General features: G+C 37.5%; 18 protein-coding genes. 7 read left to right on the top strand and 11 right to left on the bottom strand.

Features of this window, described 5'->3' with window-relative positions; genetic code table 11:
• The first annotated feature begins 18 nt into the window (after positions 1 to 18).
• Positions 19 to 2820 (top strand): GH92 family glycosyl hydrolase, encoded by a 2802-nt coding sequence (locus tag HHL20_RS01680; protein WP_169229465.1) that lies wholly within the window; start codon positions 19 to 21, stop codon positions 2818 to 2820.
• 8 nt (positions 2821 to 2828) lie between these two features.
• Positions 2829 to 3590, top strand: a complete 762-nt coding sequence (locus tag HHL20_RS01675) for a hypothetical protein (RefSeq protein WP_169229464.1) — start codon at positions 2829 to 2831, stop codon at positions 3588 to 3590.
• 36 nt (positions 3591 to 3626) lie between these two features.
• Here the strand turns inward: HHL20_RS01675 and HHL20_RS01670 are convergent, their stop codons facing one another.
• On the bottom strand, positions 3627 to 4340 hold the full coding sequence (locus tag HHL20_RS01670; RefSeq protein WP_185194787.1) for a phytanoyl-CoA dioxygenase family protein: 714 nt from the start codon (positions 4338 to 4340) through the stop codon (positions 3627 to 3629).
• Between the two features lie 422 nt (positions 4341 to 4762).
• The gene (locus tag HHL20_RS01665; RefSeq protein WP_169229463.1) at positions 4763 to 6013 is read right to left on the bottom strand and encodes a dicarboxylate/amino acid:cation symporter; all 1251 of its coding nucleotides are present in this window, start codon (positions 6011 to 6013) and stop codon (positions 4763 to 4765) included.
• Positions 6014 to 6357: 344 nt separating this feature from the next.
• Here HHL20_RS01665 and HHL20_RS01660 point away from each other — a divergent pair, with 344 nt between their 5' ends.
• From HHL20_RS01660 to HHL20_RS01650, 3 genes are all read left to right on the top strand, one after another.
• Positions 6358 to 6858, top strand: coding sequence for a BON domain-containing protein (locus HHL20_RS01660; protein WP_169229462.1), 501 nt, complete (start codon positions 6358 to 6360; stop codon positions 6856 to 6858).
• Position 6859: 1 nt separating this feature from the next.
• Entirely contained in the window at positions 6860 to 7279 is a 420-nt protein-coding gene (locus HHL20_RS01655; RefSeq protein WP_169229461.1) for an SH3 domain-containing protein, read from the top strand.
• A gap of 155 nt (positions 7280 to 7434) precedes the next feature.
• Positions 7435 to 9294, top strand: a complete 1860-nt coding sequence (locus HHL20_RS01650) for a CocE/NonD family hydrolase (RefSeq protein ID WP_169229460.1) — start codon at positions 7435 to 7437, stop codon at positions 9292 to 9294.
• Between the two features lie 104 nt (positions 9295 to 9398).
• Here the strand turns inward: HHL20_RS01650 and HHL20_RS01645 are convergent, their stop codons facing one another.
• The 3 genes from HHL20_RS01645 to speB all read right to left on the bottom strand — a co-directional run bounded on the left by HHL20_RS01645 (position 9399) and on the right by speB (position 12027).
• Positions 9399 to 10010, bottom strand: coding sequence for an alpha-ketoglutarate-dependent dioxygenase AlkB family protein (locus HHL20_RS01645; protein ID WP_169229459.1), 612 nt, complete (start codon positions 10008 to 10010; stop codon positions 9399 to 9401).
• A 216-nt stretch (positions 10011 to 10226) separates the two neighbouring features.
• Complete coding sequence (locus HHL20_RS01640; protein WP_185194786.1) at positions 10227 to 11102, bottom strand: bifunctional helix-turn-helix domain-containing protein/methylated-DNA--[protein]-cysteine S-methyltransferase; 876 nt, start codon at positions 11100 to 11102, stop codon at positions 10227 to 10229.
• A gap of 67 nt (positions 11103 to 11169) precedes the next feature.
• Positions 11170 to 12027 carry an agmatinase gene (gene speB / locus HHL20_RS01635; protein ID WP_169229458.1) on the bottom strand — a complete coding sequence of 286 codons (858 nt, stop codon included), beginning with the start codon at positions 12025 to 12027 and terminating at the stop codon, positions 11170 to 11172.
• 187 nt (positions 12028 to 12214) lie between these two features.
• Between speB and HHL20_RS01630 the strand changes: the two genes are divergently transcribed.
• Positions 12215 to 12874: an HAD family hydrolase gene (locus tag HHL20_RS01630; protein WP_169229457.1), complete on the top strand. Its 660-nt coding sequence runs from the start codon at positions 12215 to 12217 to the stop codon at positions 12872 to 12874.
• Positions 12875 to 12991: 117 nt separating this feature from the next.
• Here HHL20_RS01630 and HHL20_RS01625 read toward each other — a convergent pair whose 3' ends face one another.
• The 4 genes from HHL20_RS01625 to HHL20_RS01610 form a co-directional block, all read right to left on the bottom strand.
• Complete coding sequence (locus HHL20_RS01625) at positions 12992 to 14386, bottom strand: type III PLP-dependent enzyme domain-containing protein (protein ID WP_169229456.1); 1395 nt, start codon at positions 14384 to 14386, stop codon at positions 12992 to 12994.
• 110 nt (positions 14387 to 14496) lie between these two features.
• Positions 14497 to 15372 carry a tyrosine-protein phosphatase gene (locus tag HHL20_RS01620; RefSeq protein ID WP_169229455.1) on the bottom strand — a complete coding sequence of 292 codons (876 nt, stop codon included), beginning with the start codon at positions 15370 to 15372 and terminating at the stop codon, positions 14497 to 14499.
• A 169-nt stretch (positions 15373 to 15541) separates the two neighbouring features.
• On the bottom strand, positions 15542 to 16171 hold the full coding sequence (locus tag HHL20_RS01615; RefSeq protein WP_169229454.1) for a thiamine diphosphokinase: 630 nt from the start codon (positions 16169 to 16171) through the stop codon (positions 15542 to 15544).
• A complete protein-coding gene (locus HHL20_RS01610; protein ID WP_169229453.1) occupies positions 16161 to 16730 on the bottom strand; it encodes a cob(I)yrinic acid a,c-diamide adenosyltransferase in 570 nt (189 codons plus the stop codon). Before HHL20_RS01610 ends, HHL20_RS01615 begins: the two co-directional genes overlap by 11 nt.
• 505 nt (positions 16731 to 17235) lie before the next feature.
• Between HHL20_RS01610 and HHL20_RS01605 the strand changes: the two genes are divergently transcribed.
• Positions 17236 to 17727, top strand: coding sequence for a DinB family protein (locus tag HHL20_RS01605; RefSeq protein ID WP_169229452.1), 492 nt, complete (start codon positions 17236 to 17238; stop codon positions 17725 to 17727).
• A gap of 109 nt (positions 17728 to 17836) precedes the next feature.
• Here HHL20_RS01605 and HHL20_RS01600 read toward each other — a convergent pair whose 3' ends face one another.
• Together HHL20_RS01600 and HHL20_RS01595 are read right to left on the bottom strand one after the other, a co-directional pair.
• Positions 17837 to 18805, bottom strand: a complete 969-nt coding sequence (locus HHL20_RS01600; protein WP_169229451.1) for a helix-turn-helix transcriptional regulator — start codon at positions 18803 to 18805, stop codon at positions 17837 to 17839.
• Positions 18806 to 18879: 74 nt separating this feature from the next.
• Positions 18880 to 20604 (bottom strand): ABC transporter ATP-binding protein, encoded by a 1725-nt coding sequence (locus HHL20_RS01595; RefSeq protein ID WP_169231090.1) that lies wholly within the window; start codon positions 20602 to 20604, stop codon positions 18880 to 18882.
• Between the last annotated feature and the right edge of the window lie 343 nt (positions 20605 to 20947).

Below are 20947 nucleotides of genomic sequence, written 5' to 3'. Positions count from 1 at the left end.
AATTTTAATTTATAGATCATGAAAAGAATATTGATTGTTCTTTTGGGAATTTTATTTCATAATACATTTTCACAAAATTATTCGCAATATGTAAATCCTTTTATCGGAACCGGCGGCCATGGCCACACGTTTCCCGGTGCCATTGTTCCGTTCGGGATGGTACAGCTTTCTCCTGATACAAGAATCGATGGGAGCTGGGACGGCTGCAGCGGCTATCATTATTCGGATTCGGTGATTTACGGATTTTCCCATACGCATCTGAACGGAACCGGAGTTTCTGATTACGGCGATATCATGCTGATGCCGACGATGGGAAACCCCGACCTTACCCCAAAAGGATATTCTTCAAAATTTTCGCATAAGAACGAAAAAGCTTCGGCAGGATTTTATTCGGTTAAATTAGATAAGCACAATATTGATGTACGTTTAACCACAACCAAAAGAGTCGGTTATCACGAATATACATTTAACCAGGCGGGAAATGCCAATATTATCTTAGACCTAAATCACAGGGATAAATTATTGGAAGGTGAGGTAAAAATTATTGATAATAAAACGATCGAAGTTTTCCGCAGGAGCGAAGCATGGGCAACCAATCAATATATCTATGCCAGAATTGAGTTTTCAAAACCGTTGAAAATTTCAAAAAAAACAATTAATGGAAAAGATGAAAATAATATTTTAACAGGGACAAAGCTTGCTTTAGCACTTTCAGCAAATGTGAAAAAAGGTGAAAAAATCAATATTAAAGTCGCGATTTCCACTACCGGTTATGAAGGCGCTGCAAAAAATATGCTTGCAGAAGGCAAATCGAATGATTTTGAAACGGTAAAAAAGCAGGCTGTTGCCGACTGGGATAAAGAATTAACTAAAATCGAGGTTAAATCTTCCGACAAAGATAAACTTGCTGTTTTTTACACAGCGATGTATCACGTCTTCACCCAGCCTAATATCAATATGGATGTGGACGGAAAATACAGAGGCCGAGACAATAAATTCTATATGGCCAACGGTTTTGATTATTATTCGGTATTTTCACTCTGGGACACCTTCAGAGCAGCGCATCCATTGATGACATTAATTGACAGAAAAAGGACGGCAGATTTCATCAATACTTTCATCAAACAATATGAACAGGGCGGCAAACTTCCGGTTTGGGAACTGGCTTCTAACGAAACGGAATGTATGATCGGTTATCACTCAGTTTCAGTAATTGCCGATGCCATGGCAAAGGGAATCACTGGTTTTGATTATGAAAAAGCATTCGAGGCTTCCAAACATTCTGCAATGCTGGATATTTTTGGACTGAATGCCTACAAACAGAATAATTTCATCAGTATTGATGATGAGCATGAAAGCGTTTCCAAAACCGTGGAATACGCTTACGATGACTGGTGCATCGCTCAAATGGCTAAAATTTTAGGTAAAAAAGAAGATTACCAGTATTTTATGAAACGTTCCCAAAACTGGAAAAACCTCTACAATCCTAAAAACGGATTTATGCAGCCGAGAAAAAACGGAAACTGGTATGAACCTTTTGAGCCGCGGGAAGTGAATAATAATTATACAGAAGGAAATTCATGGCATTATTCTTATTCTGTTCAGCAGGATATTCCGGGACTGATTGCAGCTCACGGCGGAAAGGAAAAGTTTGAACAGTTTATTGATGCTATTTTTTCTGCTCCGGATAAAACTACAGGTAGAGAACAGGTAGACATCACCGGACTGATCGGGCAATATGCACAGGGAAATGAGCCAAGCCACCATATTGCTTACCTGTACAATTATGTTGATAAGCCGGAAAAAACAGATGCGAAGATTAAATTCATCCTCGATAACTATTATAAAAATACTCCTGACGGATTGATCGGAAATGAAGATTGCGGACAGATGAGCGCGTGGTACATTCTGAGTGCTCTGGGAATTTATTCTGTTACCCCGGGATTACCGGAATGGCAGACAACAAAACCTTATTTTGATGAGGTTAAAATTCATCTTGAAGACGGAACTACGAGAACCATCACTAAAAATACAGGAAAAGAAGAACTTAAAAAGCTAGGTTTTGAAAATGTAAGATCTTACAAAGATTTTAAATATGATGAATTAACGGCTTCACCCGTGATTGCAGCAGCAAGAATTTTTGATCTTAATACCAAAGTTGAAATCACCGCTCTTAATCCTAATGATAAAATTTACTATATGACAATGGATGAAGGAGATGCGAATGTGAGAAAAATGTTCATGCCTTATAAAGGTCCGTTCACCATTACCAAAACAACACAGGTGGCAGCTTACGCAGAAAGAAACGGAGAAAAAAGTTCCATTGTAAGAGCTGATTTCAACAGAAGGCCGAATAATTGGGACATTACCGTAGTTTCTACTCCTACTCCACAATATACGGCAAGCGGAAAATTATCCTTAATTGACGGAATCAATGGTGACACGAACTGGAGAAAAGGCGAATGGCTGGGCTACCAGGGACAGACTTTTGAAGCTATTATCGATATGAAATCTCCGCAGCAGTTCACCAAACTATCTTCTACCTACCTGCAGGACAGCAGGGCATGGATTTTAATGCCGAAAAAAGTAGAATATTATGTTTCAAACAACGGCAAAGATTACATTCTGCTGAAAACGGTAGACAATACACTTGATCCGAAAGACGAAACCGTTCAGATAAAAGATTTTTCAGCTGAGGTATTGCCTACACAGGCTCGATTTATCAAAGTAAAAGCTTATCATTTCGGAAAACTTCAGGAATGGCACCAGGGAGCGGGCGGCGATGCTTATATTTTTGTAGATGAAATTTCCGTGAAATAATACTGATCATGAAAAAACTGTTATTTTTCTTCTTTTTAGTTTTAAACGTTGTAACGTTGTACGCCTGCAAATGTAAAACAGATCCGTTAGCAGAAAACTATCTAGCTGCAGATGTTGCGGGAATTATCAGAATTATAAAGGTCTACGGCGAAAATGTGGAACAGAGAACTTATAAGGCAGATATAAAATTTGAAAAGATTTATAAAGGTAAGAAATTCCAAACACTTACTGTAAGGGGTCTTATCGGAAATCCGTATTCAGGAGCATGCGAAACAGATGTACAGCCTGGTGAAACATATCTTATTTTATTGAATAAATACAATGGTGAATATTCTATTTCGTCCTGTTCTCCGAAATACAGGTTTAATATGGAGAAGGAAAAAGCAACATCTGAAGTTTTGGAAAAAGCATTCGCCTATATTGATAAAAATAAATTTGCTTTCACAGGACTGCAATTTGCAACATGCTTTGATGAATTACAAAAAGGTGACAAATCTGATCTTTCCGCAATTAAAAACTTTATGCCGAAGAATCCGTTTGCAATTTATAAGGTAAAAGTTAATGATCATTCTAAAATTGAGAAACTGACTCCGTTCACACCTTTCGGAGATAAAGATCAGGAAATTGAAAATATTCTTAAAAGAAATATGATTATCGACACCCCTATGTTCTTCAATCATAAACCCGGAGAAGAATTTTTGATATTACTTTTATACCTTCCGGATAATATCAATACAAAATATGGAGAAATAATCAATTTTGAATGGTAAAAAACTAAACCTCTTCTTTTGAAAGAGGTTTTTATTTTAATTCATGTTTTCCGACCACTTCAGCTGTTTCGGCAATTGTCTGTCTGAAAATTCGATATGAATTACCCTTCTTTTCTTTCCGTTTGTAGTACGGTTTGATCCGTGAAGAAGTAAAGGCTTCATAATCATTATTCCGCCTTTTTCTACGTTGCAGATGGTTTCTGTTTCTACGGACCAGTCAATGGTTTCAGGTCTGTAAATTCCTTTCAAATGTGAGTTTGGAATTACTTTCAATGCACCATTGTTTTCATCAGTATCATCCAGGTGAATTCTGATGGTGAAAATATTTTCCAAAATATCAAGCGGCGGCTGAACGGCAAACTGGTTCTGTTTTGTCGTCCACGGACCAAAGCCCGGAAGTTCCGCTTTTTTATCCACGGAAATCGTGAGATCTTGATGGTAAGCAACATACCAGTTGGATTTTTCAGGTTTATCAAAATAAATGCTTTTTACCACAAAATATTTTTCACCGAAAACTTCTGCAATGATCTTCTGTATGTTATCATTAAAAATCAGATCTTGTACTTCAGGAACCTCCTTCAAAAACTGCCTTATGGCGAAAAGGTCTTCTGACTTCCTGAAGGCTTCTTTAGAAGTATCTATGTTTTCAATGACTTGCCCGATCTTTTCAATTTCTTCTTCTGAAAAAATATTGTTGATTACCGCAAAACCACTTTTCTGTATTGTGCTTTTATAATGGTCTAAATTCATTATCATTATTCTGAATGGAATAGCTATTTTAACCACAAAGATCGAAAAGATTTTCCTTTAATGAGGATATTTTCATTTCGTAAAGGTGTTAATTTTCATCCCATCTGTATGAATTTTGTCTCCCGCAGATGACACAGACTTCCCAGATATATAATTTTTTATTTAATTTATTACCGGTGTATTGCGGTACGTTGTCATCCTGAAAGAATCTCAGCAACAATATAGATGATGTTCAGGAATGACAAATTAGCCCCGATCGAACGGCATGTTTGAGCTCTTTCCGTTAGTTTCTGCGGCGGCGGAACCGCCGCCGCAGAAACTAACGGAAAAGCGAGTAGTGAGAGCGGGAACAAGCTCCTTATACAAAAAATGGCCATAATGAAATTCATCATGACCATTTTTATTTGTTATGTTAAACTATTTTACAAATCACCGCCGTGATTATCGAGCTGTCCTTCCCATTTAGAAACCGCAGACGTTGCCAGTGCATTCCCAAGAACGTTGGTCATACTTCTTCCCATGTCACAGAAATGGTCAATTGGCAAAATAAGGGCGATACCTTCCGGCGGAATTCCGAACATGGAACACGTTGCAACAATAATTACCAGCGAAGCTCTCGGAACACCTGCAATTCCTTTTGAGGTAAGCATCAGTACCAAAAGCATCGTAATCTGCTGCCCGATAGTCATTTCAATACCATAAATCTGTGCAATAAAAATCGAGGCAAAAGTCATATACATCATGCTTCCGTCCAGATTAAATGAATATCCTAACGGCAGAATGAACGATACTACTCTATTATTACACCCGAATCTCTCAAGTTCTTCCACAAGCTTAGGGAAAACGGCTTCGGAACTGGTGGTGGAAAAGGCAATAAGCAAAGGTTCTTTAATTCTTCTCAACAACTCAAAAAGGCGGTTTCCGATAATCAGATATCCTACTAACAAAAGCACAAGCCAAAGAATACCCAGTGCAAAGAAGAAGTCTCTGAGGTAAATAGCATAAACTTTAAAAATTTCAAACCCGTTGGTGGCTACTACTGCGGCAATGGCTCCCAGAACTCCGAGAGGTGCAAACCACATAATATAGCCGACCATTTTCAGGATTCCGTGTGCAATAATATCAAACAGCTTTACAACAGGCTGTGCATATTCGTCTCCCAAATTGGCCAGTGCAATCCCAAACATGATAGAAAATACCACAATCTGTAGGACTTCATTGGTGGCAAACGCTTCAAAAACACTTTTAGGAATAATATGTTTTACAAAATCTTCCATAGAAAACCCTTTGCTGCTTTTCAGAAGTTCTTCTGCCGAGGCAGCATCCTGGATCGGAAGAGTTGTTACGTGTCCCGGCTCCAGCCAGTTGACCAATACAAGACCAATAAAAAGCGATACGAGGGAAGCAGAGATAAACCATAACATTGCTTTTGTACCTACCCGTCCGATCATTTTGATGTCACTCATTTTGGCAATTCCCACCACCAGAGTTGTAAATACCAGAGGCGCAATGATCATCTGCACCAGACGAATGAATACCGTTCCTAAAAGTTTTATGTTTTTAGAAAAGGGTTCTGCACTTTCAGGATACTGTAGGTGCACAAATCCACCGATTGCAACGCCTAGAATCAGTGCGATGACAATGGCTATAAATAGTTTATTCTGTCCTTTCATATTGATAATTCAAGTTTGGCAAATATAATATTTTTAGAATTGCTTCCAATCCCACATCATACAGTTTAAAAATAGGCTTAATAAAGCTATATATACCTGTTTAATTTTCTGCTATTATTTCAATTGTATTTAAATCGTAAAACTGTTAGGTATTATAAGATTTAGTTTTACAATAAAAATATAGTATTTTAAAAATCAGAACCTTAACCAACGTTCTTTTAAAAAACTATTGCTTACATTCTATACGTGCTAATGTAATTAATAAAAATAAATCCTGATTTTACCTTTTTGGTATAAATTTTATTGTTATATTGATCATATTAAATACATCAAAATATACAACTATGAAAAAAACTATCGCAATGGCTGCCTTAGCTGTAGCCATATCTCTGGGATCAGTTTCTTGTAAAAAAAAGGTATCTGATACCGACCTTCAAACCCAGGCTACTACGGTAGTAACATCTAATCCGGGAGCTTCTGTAGAAGTAAAAGATGGTGTTGCACATCTCAGCGGCACATTTGAAACTCAGGAAGCAAAAGATGAAATGATCAAACAACTAAAAGCCATCAACGGAATCAAAGACGTACATGATATGGCAACGGTAGCTCCTGCAGCCGCAGCAACACCTGCTCCTGTAGAAACACAGTCTGCTGTAGACCCTGCCGTACAGCAAAAGGTACAGGATGCTGTAAAAGACATTCCCGGAGTAAAGGTAGAAGTCATTAACGGTGAATTAACCTTAACCGGAAATATTTCTTCTTCTGATGCAAGAAAGGTTAAAGAATCGGTAGATGCTTTAAAAGTAGGAAAAGTAAATTATAACTATACTGTTAATAACAAATAAGATGAGTACATTAGAAAACAAATATTCGAGTGTGGTTTCTGCTGCTCAGTCTGCAGGCATCTCTGATCTTAAAGTCCAGGAGCAGGACGGTATACTGTATGTTTCAGGAAGTGCTTCCAACACGGCGGCCAAAGACGCGGTGTGGAATGCTTTGGGAGCTATTGATTCTACCTACTCCGCTTCCGATATTAATATTGACGTACAGGTTTCCGGTCTTGCAGCCGGAACGGAACTCACAGTAGCGACAGATGATTCTAACCTTAATATAAGACAGGAACCATCCACTGATGCAGCCATTATCGGTAAAGTAAGCAAAGGCTCTTCTATATCACTTGTTGAGCAGACTTCCGATGACTGGTGGAAAGTAAAAACTTCTGATGGACAGGAAGGTTACGCTTATTCACGTTATCTGAAAGCATAAATTTAATTTATTATAAAAATCAAAAGCATCCTTTTCTCCAAATGGATGCTTTGTTGTATAAGAACAATAGCTTATTATTTTCATAATAATTATTTTCTTTTATAAAATTGTATTAAAAACCGGTTTATGACTAAATTAGCTGCAAATTTTAAAGCATGAAAACTTATTTTTCAATTGTATTCATTGTATGTTTTGTTTTCGGAAATTCACAACAGAAAGATCCCGAAAATACTTTCGTGAAAGATAATTTCGTAAAAAAGGAAATGTATATCCCAATGCGGGACGGGGTAAAGCTCTTTACGGCTGTTTACATTCCGAAAGATATTTCCAGTAAAAATAAATATCCTTTTTTGATGCAGAGAACCTGCTACAGTATTGCGCCCTACGGTGAAAATGAGTATCGGGAAAAACTCGGGCCCAATCAGTTTCTTATGAAAGACAAATATATTTTTGTATTTCAGGATGTACGCGGAAGATATATGAGTGAAGGGACGTTCACCAATATGACTCCACAGGTAGACCGCAAGACAAAGAAAGATGTTGATGAAAGCACAGACACCTACGATACCATAGAATATCTTCTTAAAAATATCAAAGGAAACAACGGAAAAGTAGGCCAGTACGGAACTTCGTACCCCGGATTTTATACTGCTGCAGGAATTCTGGCACAGCATCCTGCTTTGGTTGCTTCTTCTCCGCAAGCTCCGATTTCAGATTTCTGGAATGACGATTTTCTCCATAACGGAAAAGTAATGCTGGGTTATTTCAGAACGTTCCCTGTTTTTGGAGTTCAAAAAACAAAGCCTGAAAAAAAGGCCTGGTATACAGATTCTATGGTAAAAGTAACTTCGGAAGACGGCCTTAAGTTTTACAGAGATATGGGAACCTTGAAAGATGGTTATGAAAAATACTATAAAGATAATTTCTTTATGACAGAAATTATGAATCATCCGAGTTATGATGAATTCTGGCAGAAAAGAAGTCTTCTTCCCCATCTTAAAAACGTAAACCATGCGGTAATGACCGTTGGCGGATGGTTTGATGCTGAAGATCTTTCGGGGCCGTTAAATATCTATAAAACGATCGAAAAAACAAGTCCGAAAGCCAAAAACACGATAGTAATGGGACCTTTTTCTCATGGAGCCTGGGCGTACGAGCAAGGGAAACATTTCCATAATGAAATCTACTTCGGGGACAGCATTGCAACATATTACCAGAAAAATGTAGAGACGAAATTTTTCAATCATTACCTGAAAGGCAACACAAAAGAAGATGCAGGTTTACCTGAAGCTTTAATGTACGATACCGGTGCCAAACAATGGAGAGAATTTGCAGCCTATCCTCCTAAAGAAGCACAGAAAGTAAATTTCTACTTAGCAAATGGAACATTGAAAAATGCTGCGGGACAAGGCTTTTCAGAATATTACAGCGACCCTAATAATCCTGTTTTAAGCTCTGATAAACTAAAAGATTTTAATGGCTTCACCCCAAAGAATTATATGTCGGAAGACCAGCGTTTTGCTGAAGGAAGGCCGGATGTTCTGACTTTCACGACAGATGTACTGACGGATGACATCACTTTTGCCGGAGAGATTATGGCTAAATTAAATATCGCCTCCACTTCCACCGATGCAGATTTTGCCGTGAAGCTGATTGATATTTATCCCGAAGATTTTAAACCTGAAGCCAAGAAAGACGGTGTGGTCTACGGAAATTATCACCAAATGGTACGCAGTGAAATTATGCCTGCAAGATTCAGAAATTCAAGAGAAAAAGCAGAAGCATTAATCCCGAATCAAAAAACGGCAGTGAATTTCAAGTTACAGGATGTGGTTCACACTTTTAAAAAAGGACATAAAATCCAGATCCAGATTTCTTCTACCTGGTTCCCGCTCTTTGCGATCAACCCTCAGAAATTTATGGAAAATCCGAATTTTGCAACAAAGGAAGATTATACGAAAGCCTTTATCAAAGTTTTTGATGACAGCGCGATTGAAGTTGAGGTGTTGAAATAAAAATGCAACTGTGGCTTCGAGGGCCTCAGCTACCGACAGCGATATTGTTACATCTTAAAATTACACCTAAATGGTGGCTGAGGTTCCCGAAGCCACCATTTCTTTTATTCTTCAATCGTTCTGAAAGTAAGATTCACTCGCGGGCTTTTCACTTTTGTAGTTGGCGGAAGGCGGTGCAGCCAATGATCCTGTGTCGTTCCTTTCATGACGAGCAGGCTTCCATCTTCTAGAAAAATTTCGACTTTTTCCTTGGTAGATTTATGTTTAAATAAAAACTTCCTTTCTGCTCCGAATGTTAAAGAAGCAATAGCTCCATGTTTTTTCAGATCCTTTTCAGCATCGCTATGATATGCCATTCCTTCACTGCCGTCGTGATATAAATTCAAAAGGCAAGAATTATAGGTTTCGCCTGTAATTTCCTCGCATTTCTTTTTCAGTTCAAGCAGTTCAGGAGTCCACGGCTTTGCATATTTTGTCCGTTTGGAATAGGTGTATTCAAATGGTTTTTCTCCAAACCAGGCCACTTTTCTCTTGGTTAAGATCAGTTTCCCGAAAATCACCGCTTCATCATGTTCCCACGAAATTTCGTTCAGCAGATAATCATAATAAAAGTCTGATTTCTCTTGTGGAAAAATTTTTCCGTAATAGTGAACTGTTCCATCATGGGAAAGAAGATTTAAAGGATAATCCGATATGTCTTCGAATAAATTGAGCATGACAATCTGAGTTTTATGTTTAGATTTTATGTTACTCTCATCTTGTCATTCTGTAAGAATCTAAGCAAAGTAGTATTAAAATAAACTTAATTCCTATGCAATGATTAAGATGATTTGGCTAAAGCCGATTTGATTTATATCTCTAAAACGGGCTAAAGCCCGTTCCTATTAATGAAATTATTGACCTTATAAAATTTTAAATAAATCAATTTGTACTTATTCTTGAAAATTTGTACCATTATGTTTAAAATCCGAATAAACAAGAGAACTTTCCCAGCCGATCATCAGCTGTTTTCGATCGCTTCCCCACATATACCCACCGATTTTTCCCGATGACTGAATCACGCGGTGACAGGGAATCAAAAAAGCTACCGGATTACTGCCAATTGCTGTTCCGACGGCTCTTGATGCATTGGGATGACCTATTTTCCCGGCTAAACTTCCATAGGTAGAAAGTTTACCCATAGGAATGGTAAGCAAGCTTTCCCATACTTTAAGCTGAAAATCGGTACCTTTTAAATGTAATTTTATGGTATTAATATTAGTCCAGTCCTTATTGAATATGGAAAGTGCATTTTTCTGAAATTCGTCTTGTTTTTCAAAAAAAGAAGCATTGTGAAATCTGGCCTGCAAATCTCCCAACGCTTTTTGTATGTTGTTTTCAAAAGCCATATAACAGATTCCTTTATCTGTGGAAGCTGCAATAATTTTTCCAAAAGGGCTTTCGGAGAAACTGTAATTGATCTTCAGGCTTCTTCCGCCGTTTTTATATTCTGCCGGAGACATTCCTTCGATTTTCACAAACAGATCATGCAACCTGCTCGTACTGGAAAGTCCTGTTTCAAAAGCGGCATCAAATAAACTTGCTTTCTCTTCTTTCAGTAAAGATTTGGCATGCTCCAGGCTGATGAACTGTAAAAATTTTTTCGGACTTGTTCCTGCCCAATCCGAGAACATTCTCTGGAAATGAGCGGGACTCAGGTGTATTTTTTCTGCCACTTCATCCAAACCCGGCTGAAGCTTAAAATTGCTGCGAATATATTCTATCGCTTTGGCAATTCTTTCGTAATCTAACTGATTTTGTGTGGACATATCATTAATTTTACCATACAAATTTCCGAAGAAGATACGGCAAAAAAAATCCGATTCCTGCGGAATTTTAATTGTTTTTATAAAGATGATAATATGCAAGCATTTTGTAATAAAGCTTTGCCGCAAGGAATGCGCTCGGCTTTGCCATCGGAGAATCCATTAATTCCACAATATCAAACGCTACAACATTACATTTTTCAAATACTTTTCTCAACAGTTCCAACGTCGGATACCATTGCAATCCGCCCGGTTCCGGGGTTCCTGTAGACGGGACGATAGACGGATCAAAAGCGTCAAGATCAATCGTAATGTACACATTTCCTGAAACTTTTTCCAATACATCATTCACCCAATTTTCGTTATTGGCAATTTCTTGAGCAAAAAACACTCTTCCTTCCGGCAAATATTGGGTTTCTTCAATATCCATCGAACGGATGCCCACCTGTACCAGATTGTGTTTCTGATTGGCTTCAAAAACCGCACATGCATGATTGCAAACGGAACCTTGGTACTCAGGGCGAAGATCGGTATGTGCATCCAACTGAAGAACTGTTAAATTATCAAATTTTTCACCAACCGCACGAATGGAACCGATTGATACAGAATGTTCTCCGCCGATAAGGGTAAATAATTTATCTTTCTGGTTCAAAAGTTCTTGTGTCTTTTGGTAAACAGCTTCCGTCATTGCTTCCGGAGTCGAATTTTCTGAAACTTCTCCGGCAAGAAAAACTCCTTCTAAATACGGTTCTGTCTGGGTTTCGATGTCATAAAGCTCCATATTTTCAGAAGCATTCAGGAACAATTCCGGGCCTTTATCGGCTCCTTTTCCCCAGGTTGAAGTTCCATCATACGGAACTGTTAACAGCATTACTTTTGCGTTTTCCAGTGATGCTTTATCTTCAGAAATTCCTGCGTATGTTTTCATTGATCTATATTTAAGTGATTGGTTGACTATTACCAAAGATACGAAGAAGTTGGGAGATCTGAAAAATGAGGGATAGGTGGCAGCAGTTTACAAAAATTTCAAAAAAAACTGATACTAAATTTCGTTCATCGATTCTCCAAAGTCTCATTTTCAGCCAAAATCCTTACCTTTGTTAAAACAAAATTGTATGTCGTTAAAAGCTGTGCTGTTCGATATGGATGGCGTTATTGTGGATACAGAACCCCTGCACAGAAAAGCCTATTTTAAAACATTTAATCAGCTTGGAATTGATGTTTCCGAGGAGTTGTATACCTCATTTACGGGAGCCTCTACCAAAAGAGTCTGTGATACTTTGATTGAACATTTTGATCTGAAGCAGACATTTGAGCAAATCGCAAAAATAAAACGGGATTATTTTAAAGATTATTTTGACAATGATGAAGAATTTGATCTGATTTCAGGCGTAAAAGAACTAATTCAACACTATTACGAAAACGGCGTTACGCTGATTCTGGCATCCTCTGCAACAATGACTACCATCGATATGGTTTTTGAAAAATTCGATCTGGAAAAATATTTCAGCGGAAAAATAAGCGGTGCCGATCTAAAGGAATCCAAACCTCATCCTGAAGTTTTTCTGCTGGCGGCGGAAATGGCCGGACAACCTGTTGAAAACTGTATGGTAATTGAAGATTCTACCAACGGAATTTTAGCGGCACATCGGGCAAAAATTTTCTGTGCGGCTTACAGAAGCCCACATTCTAAAAATCAGGACTATACATTAGCAGATACGGTAGTTTCCGATTACGAAGATCTTCAGATTGATAAAATCTCACAATATTTTTAAACAGAAAAAAGCTCTCTAGATCTGAGAGCTTTTTTTGTTGTAAGCTTTGGCTAAAGCCAATTTGATGTTATGTTTTTTCAAACGGGCTAAAGCCCGTTTCTATCAATATAAAATCTACTATTTGTAACCCAGAATTTTCAGAACATCTTCCGGTTCCTGTTTTTCACGGAAAATTTCGTACTGCAAATCTCCGTTTTCGTCTTTCTGAATCAAAACGTGTCTGGGCTGCGGCATTAAGCAGTGATGGATTCCACCAAATCCGCTGATGGTTTCCTGGTACGCTCCCGTATGGAAAAACCCGATATACAAAGGCTTCGTATCGCTGAAAACCGGCAGATAGATCGCGTTGGTATGCTGTTCAGAATTGTAGTAGTCATCAGAATCACAGGTCAGACCGCCTAAGAAAACTCTTTCGTACGTATCTTCCCACCTGTTTAGAGGAAGCATGATAAAGTGTCTTGAAATTGCCCAGGTGTCAGGAAGTGTTGTCATGAAAGAAGAATCGATCATATTCCACTTTTCTCTGTCGTTTTGGCGTTTCTGGGAGATGATTTTATAAATGTTCGCTCCGCTTTCTCCTACAGTAAAGCTTCCGAATTCGGTGTAAATATTAGGTTCTTCTACTCCTTCCTCTTCGCAGAATTTTTTGATCTGGGAAACAATTTCCTCTACCATATACTGATAGTCGTAATCAAAGTTCAGGGAAGTTTTTATGGGGAAACCGCCACCAATATTTAAGGAATCGACTTCCGGTGCAATTTTCTTCAAACGCGCATACACGCGAAGACATTTATACAGTTCGTTCCAGTAATACGCAGTATCTTTGATCCCGGTATTGATGAAAAAGTGAAGCATTTTCAGCCTTGCATTTGGGTGTTCTGCAATTTTCTGGCTGTAGTAAGGAATAATATCCTTATATCCTATTCCTAATCTTGAGGTATAAAACTCAAACTTCGGCTCTTCTTCGGAAGCAATTCTGATTCCGATATCGAAAGTAGTGTCGATGCTTTCGGTTAATTTATCAAGTTCACGGTAATTGTCCAGAATCGGCGTAATATTTTCGAAACCGCTGTTGATCATATCTGAAATTTTCGCCAGATAATCGTCTGTTTTGAAACCGTTGCAGATAACTTCAATATTCTTATCTACTTTTCCGTTGTCATAAAGAGATTTTACGATGTCCATATCGTAAGCGGAAGAAGTTTCTATGGAAATATCATTTTTCAGTGCTTCTTCCAGTACAAATTTGAAATGACTTGATTTTGTACAGTAGCAATAGGTATAATTTTTTTTATATTCGGTTTTCTCAAAAGCTTCCTTAAACCAGCTTTTCGCTTTCTGGATATTCTGAGAAATTCTCGGCAGGTAGCTAATCTTTAGCGGAGTGCCAAATTTTTCAACAACTTCCATTAAAGGAATGTCGTGAAACAACAAATTGTTTTCAGATACATTGAATTCTTCTGTTGGAAAATACAATGTCTGATCAATTAGTTCCGAGTATTTTATTTTCATTTCTAAACAAGTGAATTAAGAAATGCAAAATTGCTAAAAAAGTTTGGTTTTTTAGCGTTAAAGTTATTATAATTTTTGATCGCATCCGGTACTGAAATCTATCCGGTTTATCAATACGTAAACCTGCGAATGTATTCTTCCCGCTTATTTTCATTAATTTTCAAAACCTGTTGAATATAAGCATCTGCAGAACCATATTTTTTATTGATTTCATTAAATGCTGCATCCAGGTAAGCACGTTCTACCCAACTTAGTTTTTCAAGGACCTTAACATCCATTCTGGGATACAGAAAATGGAGATCATGAGCGAGATTCAGCCTTTTGTTTATTAAATCATTTCTGTAATTATTTGACAGCAGATAATCGTTGTAAATGGTCTGCTTATCAAACTTTAACACCGTTAAAATAAGCGCTGTTATAATTCCTGTACGGTCTTTTCCGGCCGTGCAGTGGTATAAAACAGGCTGATCAGATTCTAAGATTTCTGTAATAATCTTCCTGATTATTTCAGGATTTTCTGTGACGTATTCCCTGTAAAAATCGAGCATTCGCCTGTCGGCATCCGTACCGTTTACTTTTCCCTTCAATACTAATTTTTTAGCCTGATCGAGCTGGTCGCCTTCATCCTCAAAAGCTGAATAATTCCTGTAACTGATTTCACCCGGAATATGATCCGGTTTAAGGGCTATTTCTTTCGAGTTCCGAAGATCAATAATTTCGTGTATTCCTAAGTTTTCAAGTTCTTTAAAAGAAGAATTTTTCAGTTTGTAAAGATTTCCGCTTCTGTAGAATTTTCCTTCTTTCAGGGTTCTTCCATCAATATTTGTGATATTTCCTATGGCACGGAAGTTATAAACCTTTTTAATTTTGATATTTTCTTCACTTATATTTCTTCCGTACTCAGGAGCAGAGAAGTTTTGCGTTTTGCATGAATTTACACAATATATTGAAACAATGAGAAAAAGTATTTTGATTAAATTTTTCATTTTTTGATTCTGTGAAGCTAATGGCTTTTTTAAATCCGCTAGTTTCACGGATTTACACAGATTAGAATTTATTAATTAAATAATAACAGTTAGTTCTGAACAAATTTTAATTTCCCACAGATTACGCTGATCTACAGATTTTTTCGCTTATAATTTGGCAATAATTGAATTATAAGTAGTTTTTTCCAATGAAGATAAGTAAATCTCCTTTTTCATATTCAACAGAAACTTCATCTTCAACGGCAAAATTCCGGGTTCCTATCAGGGAAGTAATATTTAAACTTCCATTTGTTAACGGCCAGTTTAATCCTGTGGTTGTAATATTTTCCACGGAAGGAAATGGATATAATGAAATCATTTTACTTTTTACATTTTCTACGGTAAACTTTTTCGGAATAAAATAATATTCAGAAAATTCATCATAAAACTTTATGCTTAACTGATCTTTAAAAACAAAAGCTACCGTAAGATTTCCTAAGAAATGATCCTGCTCCCCTCCGCTTCCTCCGAAAACGTCAACGGTTTTAAATCCTTTTTCTAAAATAATTTCTAAGGCTTTTTGAAAATCCGTTTTATCCTGATCCGGAGTGTAAATGAATTTATGCTGATAAATATTTTCATCCGAGCCCGAATGTGAATCAAAATCCCCTGAAATAAAATCGAGCTTTTCCAATGGAAAATTAAGGTTTTTCAGGTAATGGAAAGCCCCGTCGGTACAGGCAATGAGTCTATATTGTTCAGGATCAGGAAGAGATTCCGGAGGATCACCGTTAATGAAAAGTAGGGCTTTATCTTTCATTCGGGTTCCAGTATTCTTCCGGTTCGTTGTTGATTTTTGAAATATATCTCGCGAGAACGAACAGATAGTCTGAAAGACGGTTCAGGTATTTTATCAGTTCAGGTCTTACTTCTTCCGATTCGTTGAGGAAAACAAGAGAACGTTCTGCTCTTCGACAAATTGTTCTTGCTGCGTGCAAAAAAGTCGCTGCTTTTCCACCACCGGGAAGGATGAAAAACTGGAGCGGTTCAAGTTTTTCATCGAAATCATCCATCCAGTTCTCCAATTCTTCGATTTCAGTATCGGAAATAATTAATGGCAGACGTGATTTTCCGTTAGCCAGCATCAACTTGTCAACGGGAGTAGCTGCTTCTGAACCTACTGTGAATAAATCAAACTGAATTTTCTTCAGTTGTTTTAAAACTTCATCATCCTGAATATGGCTTTTGGCAATCCCGATAAATGAATTCAGTTCGTCTATATTTCCATAGCTGTCGACTCTTGCACTGGCTTTTGATACTCGTGTTCCGCCATACAATGCAGTCTGACCTTTGTCTCCTGTTTTTGTGTAAATTTTCATCGTACTAAATTAGTTTTTTCCTGTAAGGTTTACAAGTTTGGTTAAGAATGTGGCTTCGAGAGCCTCAGCCACCGGGCTGTAGATATTAAGTCAGCCATCGGCTGTTATGTTATAAAGTCAATCAATGATTCTATTCAAGATTTTCACCAGTATTTGTATCATTGACAAAACCCTAGCCCCGATCGCAGCGATTGTTTGAGCTCATTTCTAAGTTTCGGCGGCGGCTTCGCCGCCGAAACTTAGAAATAGCGAGTGCGGAGAGCGGGAATAAGCTCCTTAAAAAGACTTGTTTCCAAATGTTCCGAATTAAAATGATCGGTCTTAAAGACCGACCACTTTCAAGTTATTATTTACCTAACATTGCATAATACATAGTTGTAACGAAGAAAACCTGCAAAATATTTTAGACAACTAAAAAAAATTTCAACCCCGAAATTCCTACTGACAAACTGTTGTCATCAACCGGTTTTATCTTTGTATCAACAATAACAAACAAATTAAAATTATGACAACTACAGCAATTAACACCAAACAATTCATGACCTCTGAGCAACTTCTTGAACATTGGCAGGGACACCGAAACCTTACAAGAAGAGTAATCGAAGCTTTTCCTGAAAAAGAACTTTTTGAATTTTCCGTTGGCGGCATGAGACCTTTTGCAAAACTGGCCGTGGAACTGATCAGCATCGGCGGTCCGGCTCTGAAAGGGATTGTAGAGAAAAATATGAAAGCGTATAACGAAGAAGGTTTTAATCCTACAACGAAGGCAGAGCTGCTGAAGAAATGGGATGAAGAAACAGAAGTGATCAACCGTTATTTTGGACAAATCTCGGAAGAACGTTTCCAGGAAACATTCAATTTATTCGGACAGTATGAGTTTCCTGTTTACCAGAATATCCTGTATTTCGTGGATAATGAAATTCATCACCGCGGACAGGGCTACGTTTACCTGAGAGCGCTTGGAATGGAACCGCCTTTTTTTTGGGAGAGATTTTAAGCTTTCTGATGCCGCTCTACAGATTGCGGGCATTGATTAACCATACATCCAAAACATCAATTGTTTAAAATCTTACAATTCTATAATTAAATTTGCAACAACCTCAGCATCAGTTTGCTGGGGTTTTTTGATGTTTTGTGGAAATATCGGTAAGAAGTTCGGACAGTCTTATTTTAAGAATCTCCGGTTCCAGGATGGTAGCATAATCGGCAAAAGTAATCAGCCATCGTGGAAATCCGTCTGTGATCCATTCTGTTTCAAAAGTGAGTTCCATACCTTCCTCGGTTTCCTTTTCTTCAATTAAGCCGTAATATTTTTTGGAGTTGGAAAGGTGATTGATGATCTTTTTTTCAACCAAAAGTTTTACGATGGTTTTATTTCCGTTTGCATTTTGCCGGTAGTCATTGATCTGGCCATATTCCTGAAGAAAAGGATTCTGGGTTTTAAAAATCTGTAAAATCCTGTCGACCCTGAATTGTCTGAAATCGTTACGCAACGTACAGAAAGCCATAATGTACCAATAGTTAAACTCAAAGAAAACGCCTACCGCTTCAATGGTCCTCATGGAAATACTTCCGTCAATGGTTTTATATTCCATAGTCAGCTGTCGTTTTTCGGCAATGCTTTCCAAAATAATTGGGAGAATATCTTTGATGTGATCTTCTGTTTCAGGATAATAATTAAAGATATCAATCTGCTTCTCGATATTCTGTATGAGATTTTTATCTGAATATTTAAGAACGGAGCGCACTTTTTCCATGGCAGTTCTGTAATGGCTTCCCAAACTCTGATGGGAAAATTTCTGCATGAGCTTTTCAGCCGTGATAAAACTCAGCACCTCTTCTTTGGTAAACATTACCGGCGGAAGCTTGTATCCGTCCATCAAAGAATAACCGCTTCCTGCTTCCCCGATGATGGGAATTCCTGCATTTTCCAGTGTTTTAATATCACGATAGATCGTTCTTACACTTACATCGAACTTTTGGGCAAGATCCTGAGCTCTTACAATAGGTTTTGACTGCAATTGAGTAAGGATTGCAGTAACGCGGTCAAGCTTTTTAAGATAATGATCGTTCATTTTTTATAAATGATGATTGATAAATGATGATTAATCGTTGATGGCAGCAAACTATAAACTGTACAGTATTATTGTTATTTATTAAAGCTGCTTACAAGTTTGTCCAGATTAAGGCTTCTTGCAGAAGCATCAAAAATTTCACGGTACGTTCCATTGATCTGTACGAGTTCATCGTGAGTTCCGCTTTCCACCACCCTTCCTTTTTTCATCACATAAATTTTATCTGAATCTAAAATCTGAGATAAAGAATGCGAAATGATAATCACTGTTCTGCCTTCTTTGATGGCATCTAATGAATTTTTGATCTGTTCTGTTGCGATGGCATCCAGACTTGCTGTGGGCTCATCAAGGAAAATAATCGGCGGATCTTTTAAAAATAACCTGGCGATAGCAATTCTTTGCTGTTGCCCTCCGGAAAGCTGTGTGGCATCATGCTTATAGCCATCGGGTAAATCCATAATCTGCTCATGAAGATATGCTTTTTTGGCTGCTTCTTCAATTTCCTGAAATGTTGCATTCATATTTCCATACCGGATATTGTCTTCAATGCTGCCCTGGAAAATATGGTTTTTCTGCAGTACCAATCCAAGATCATTTCTGAGAAAAGTGTTATTAAAATTATTTAAATCAACTCCATCTAAAATAATTTCACCTGAATCAGGAAGATAAAATTTGCATAAAAGATTGATAATGGTAGATTTTCCGGCTCCGCTGAGACCGACAAGTGCCGTTGTTTTCCCGTTTTCAATTTTCATGGAAACATCATGCAGCGCCTGGGTTCCGTTGGGATAAGTAAAATTGATATTTTTTAATTCAAAATTTCCTTTGATCTCTTTTTCAACAAAATTACCATTGGGTTCTTTTTCATTGTCGGCATTTAAGATATCGAAATAGCCTTCAGCATAAATCATGGCATCATTCATATCATCATAAATCCTGTGAAGCTGTCGGATCGGCGCCGAAACATTATTAAAAAGCATGATATGTAGCATAATCGCTCCGATGGTCATCTGCTGATCCAATACTAAGTAAACCGTTAAAAGGATGATGAGAACTACACCAAACTGCTCGATAAATGTTTTTAATCCATCATAAATAAAATTCGTTTTCCGGGTAAACATCTGGCTTTCCATCAGCTGCATCTGAAGATCGTATTGCTTTTTCCCTTCAAATTTTTCCCGTACAAAACTTTTAATCACCATAATGGAATTAATCAGATTCAATAATCCCGAAGTTTTCTGCTCACGCTGGTTTCTCAATATTCTCCTTACGCCACTCAGTTTTTTCGCCTGTAAAGAACTGACATAAAAATAAATGGGAACAATAATCGTAGAAACTATTCCGACATACACATTCTGCAAATACATGATGATTAAAGCAATGATCGCGTTCGAAAACAAAGGCAGCATATCAATAAAAAAGTTTTGAACCAGCCTCGTTAAACTTTCAATTCCTCTGTCTATTCTGATCTGCAGTTTTCCCGATTCGTGATTTTCATCATTAAAATACGCAACACGATAGGTAAGGATTTTGTCGATGGCCGACTGAGCCAAAACTGAGCTTACATTAATCCTTATTTTTTCACCGTAAAATTTCTGTCCGAAATTGATGAAAATATTCAGCAATTCTTTGCCCAATAAAATAACCGAAATTATAACAAGCACATGAATGCCTTCCGACATCGGATGCGGAAGACGGGTAAGCTTTGTAACTTCATCGACCGTATATTTTAGTACCAATGGGTTTACCTGGGCAGCGAGTGCACCCAGAAATGTAAGAAACAAGGTTCCGTAAATCATCAGGCGATATGGCCTGATAAAGGGAACCAACTGTTTATAAATTCCGAATAAGGTTACCGTTCTGTTGAATGGTTTTGCCATACAAATTCTTTTAATTGAAAAACGTACCGTTTTACAGAGAAAAGGTACGTTTTATTCTATTTTCAGCAAATATATGCTTTAATTAATTTTCGAATACATAAGTTGTAAGATAATGCAGTTCCTCTCTGCTCGCAGCTTTAGATTCTGCTTCAGCCTGCTCCAATGAGTATTGGGAATTGATTTCTTTTTTCTGAAATACAAAAGCATTATTGGCGGTTTTATCCACTACATCATTAAAAATATGCTGGATTTCTGAGTTTCC

It is taken from the genome of Chryseobacterium cheonjiense (assembly GCF_012927265.1).
In the GTDB taxonomy this organism is placed as follows: Bacteria; Bacteroidota; Bacteroidia; order Flavobacteriales; family Weeksellaceae; genus Chryseobacterium; species Chryseobacterium cheonjiense.
The sequence above is the reverse complement of the archived record's forward strand: the minus strand, read 5'-3'. Positions and strand labels throughout refer to the sequence as shown.

Bases quoted from the DNA above. Each gene is read 5' to 3' on its own strand.
- HHL20_RS01680 (WP_169229465.1), top strand. From the start codon at position 19: ATGAAAAGAATATTGATTGTTCTTTTGGGAATTTTATTTCATAATACA.
- HHL20_RS01675 (WP_169229464.1), top strand. From the start codon at position 2,829: ATGAAAAAACTGTTATTTTTCTTCTTTTTAGTTTTAAACGTTGTAACG.
- HHL20_RS01670 (WP_185194787.1), bottom strand. From the start codon at position 4,340: ATGAATTTAGACCATTATAAAAGCACAATACAGAAAAGTGGTTTTGCG.
- HHL20_RS01665 (WP_169229463.1), bottom strand. From the start codon at position 6,013: ATGAAAGGACAGAATAAACTATTTATAGCCATTGTCATCGCACTGATT.
- HHL20_RS01660 (WP_169229462.1), top strand. From the start codon at position 6,358: ATGAAAAAAACTATCGCAATGGCTGCCTTAGCTGTAGCCATATCTCTG.
- HHL20_RS01655 (WP_169229461.1), top strand. From the start codon at position 6,860: ATGAGTACATTAGAAAACAAATATTCGAGTGTGGTTTCTGCTGCTCAG.
- HHL20_RS01650 (WP_169229460.1), top strand. From the start codon at position 7,435: ATGAAAACTTATTTTTCAATTGTATTCATTGTATGTTTTGTTTTCGGA.
- HHL20_RS01645 (WP_169229459.1), bottom strand. From the start codon at position 10,010: ATGCTCAATTTATTCGAAGACATATCGGATTATCCTTTAAATCTTCTT.
- HHL20_RS01640 (WP_185194786.1), bottom strand. From the start codon at position 11,102: ATGTCCACACAAAATCAGTTAGATTACGAAAGAATTGCCAAAGCGATA.
- speB (WP_169229458.1), bottom strand. From the start codon at position 12,027: ATGAAAACATACGCAGGAATTTCTGAAGATAAAGCATCACTGGAAAAC.
- HHL20_RS01630 (WP_169229457.1), top strand. From the start codon at position 12,215: ATGTCGTTAAAAGCTGTGCTGTTCGATATGGATGGCGTTATTGTGGAT.
- HHL20_RS01625 (WP_169229456.1), bottom strand. From the start codon at position 14,386: ATGAAAATAAAATACTCGGAACTAATTGATCAGACATTGTATTTTCCA.
- HHL20_RS01620 (WP_169229455.1), bottom strand. From the start codon at position 15,372: ATGAAAAATTTAATCAAAATACTTTTTCTCATTGTTTCAATATATTGT.
- HHL20_RS01615 (WP_169229454.1), bottom strand. From the start codon at position 16,171: ATGAAAGATAAAGCCCTACTTTTCATTAACGGTGATCCTCCGGAATCT.
- HHL20_RS01610 (WP_169229453.1), bottom strand. From the start codon at position 16,730: ATGAAAATTTACACAAAAACAGGAGACAAAGGTCAGACTGCATTGTAT.
- HHL20_RS01605 (WP_169229452.1), top strand. From the start codon at position 17,236: ATGACAACTACAGCAATTAACACCAAACAATTCATGACCTCTGAGCAA.
- HHL20_RS01600 (WP_169229451.1), bottom strand. From the start codon at position 18,805: ATGAACGATCATTATCTTAAAAAGCTTGACCGCGTTACTGCAATCCTT.
- HHL20_RS01595 (WP_169231090.1), bottom strand. From the start codon at position 20,604: ATGATTTACGGAACCTTGTTTCTTACATTTCTGGGTGCACTCGCTGCC.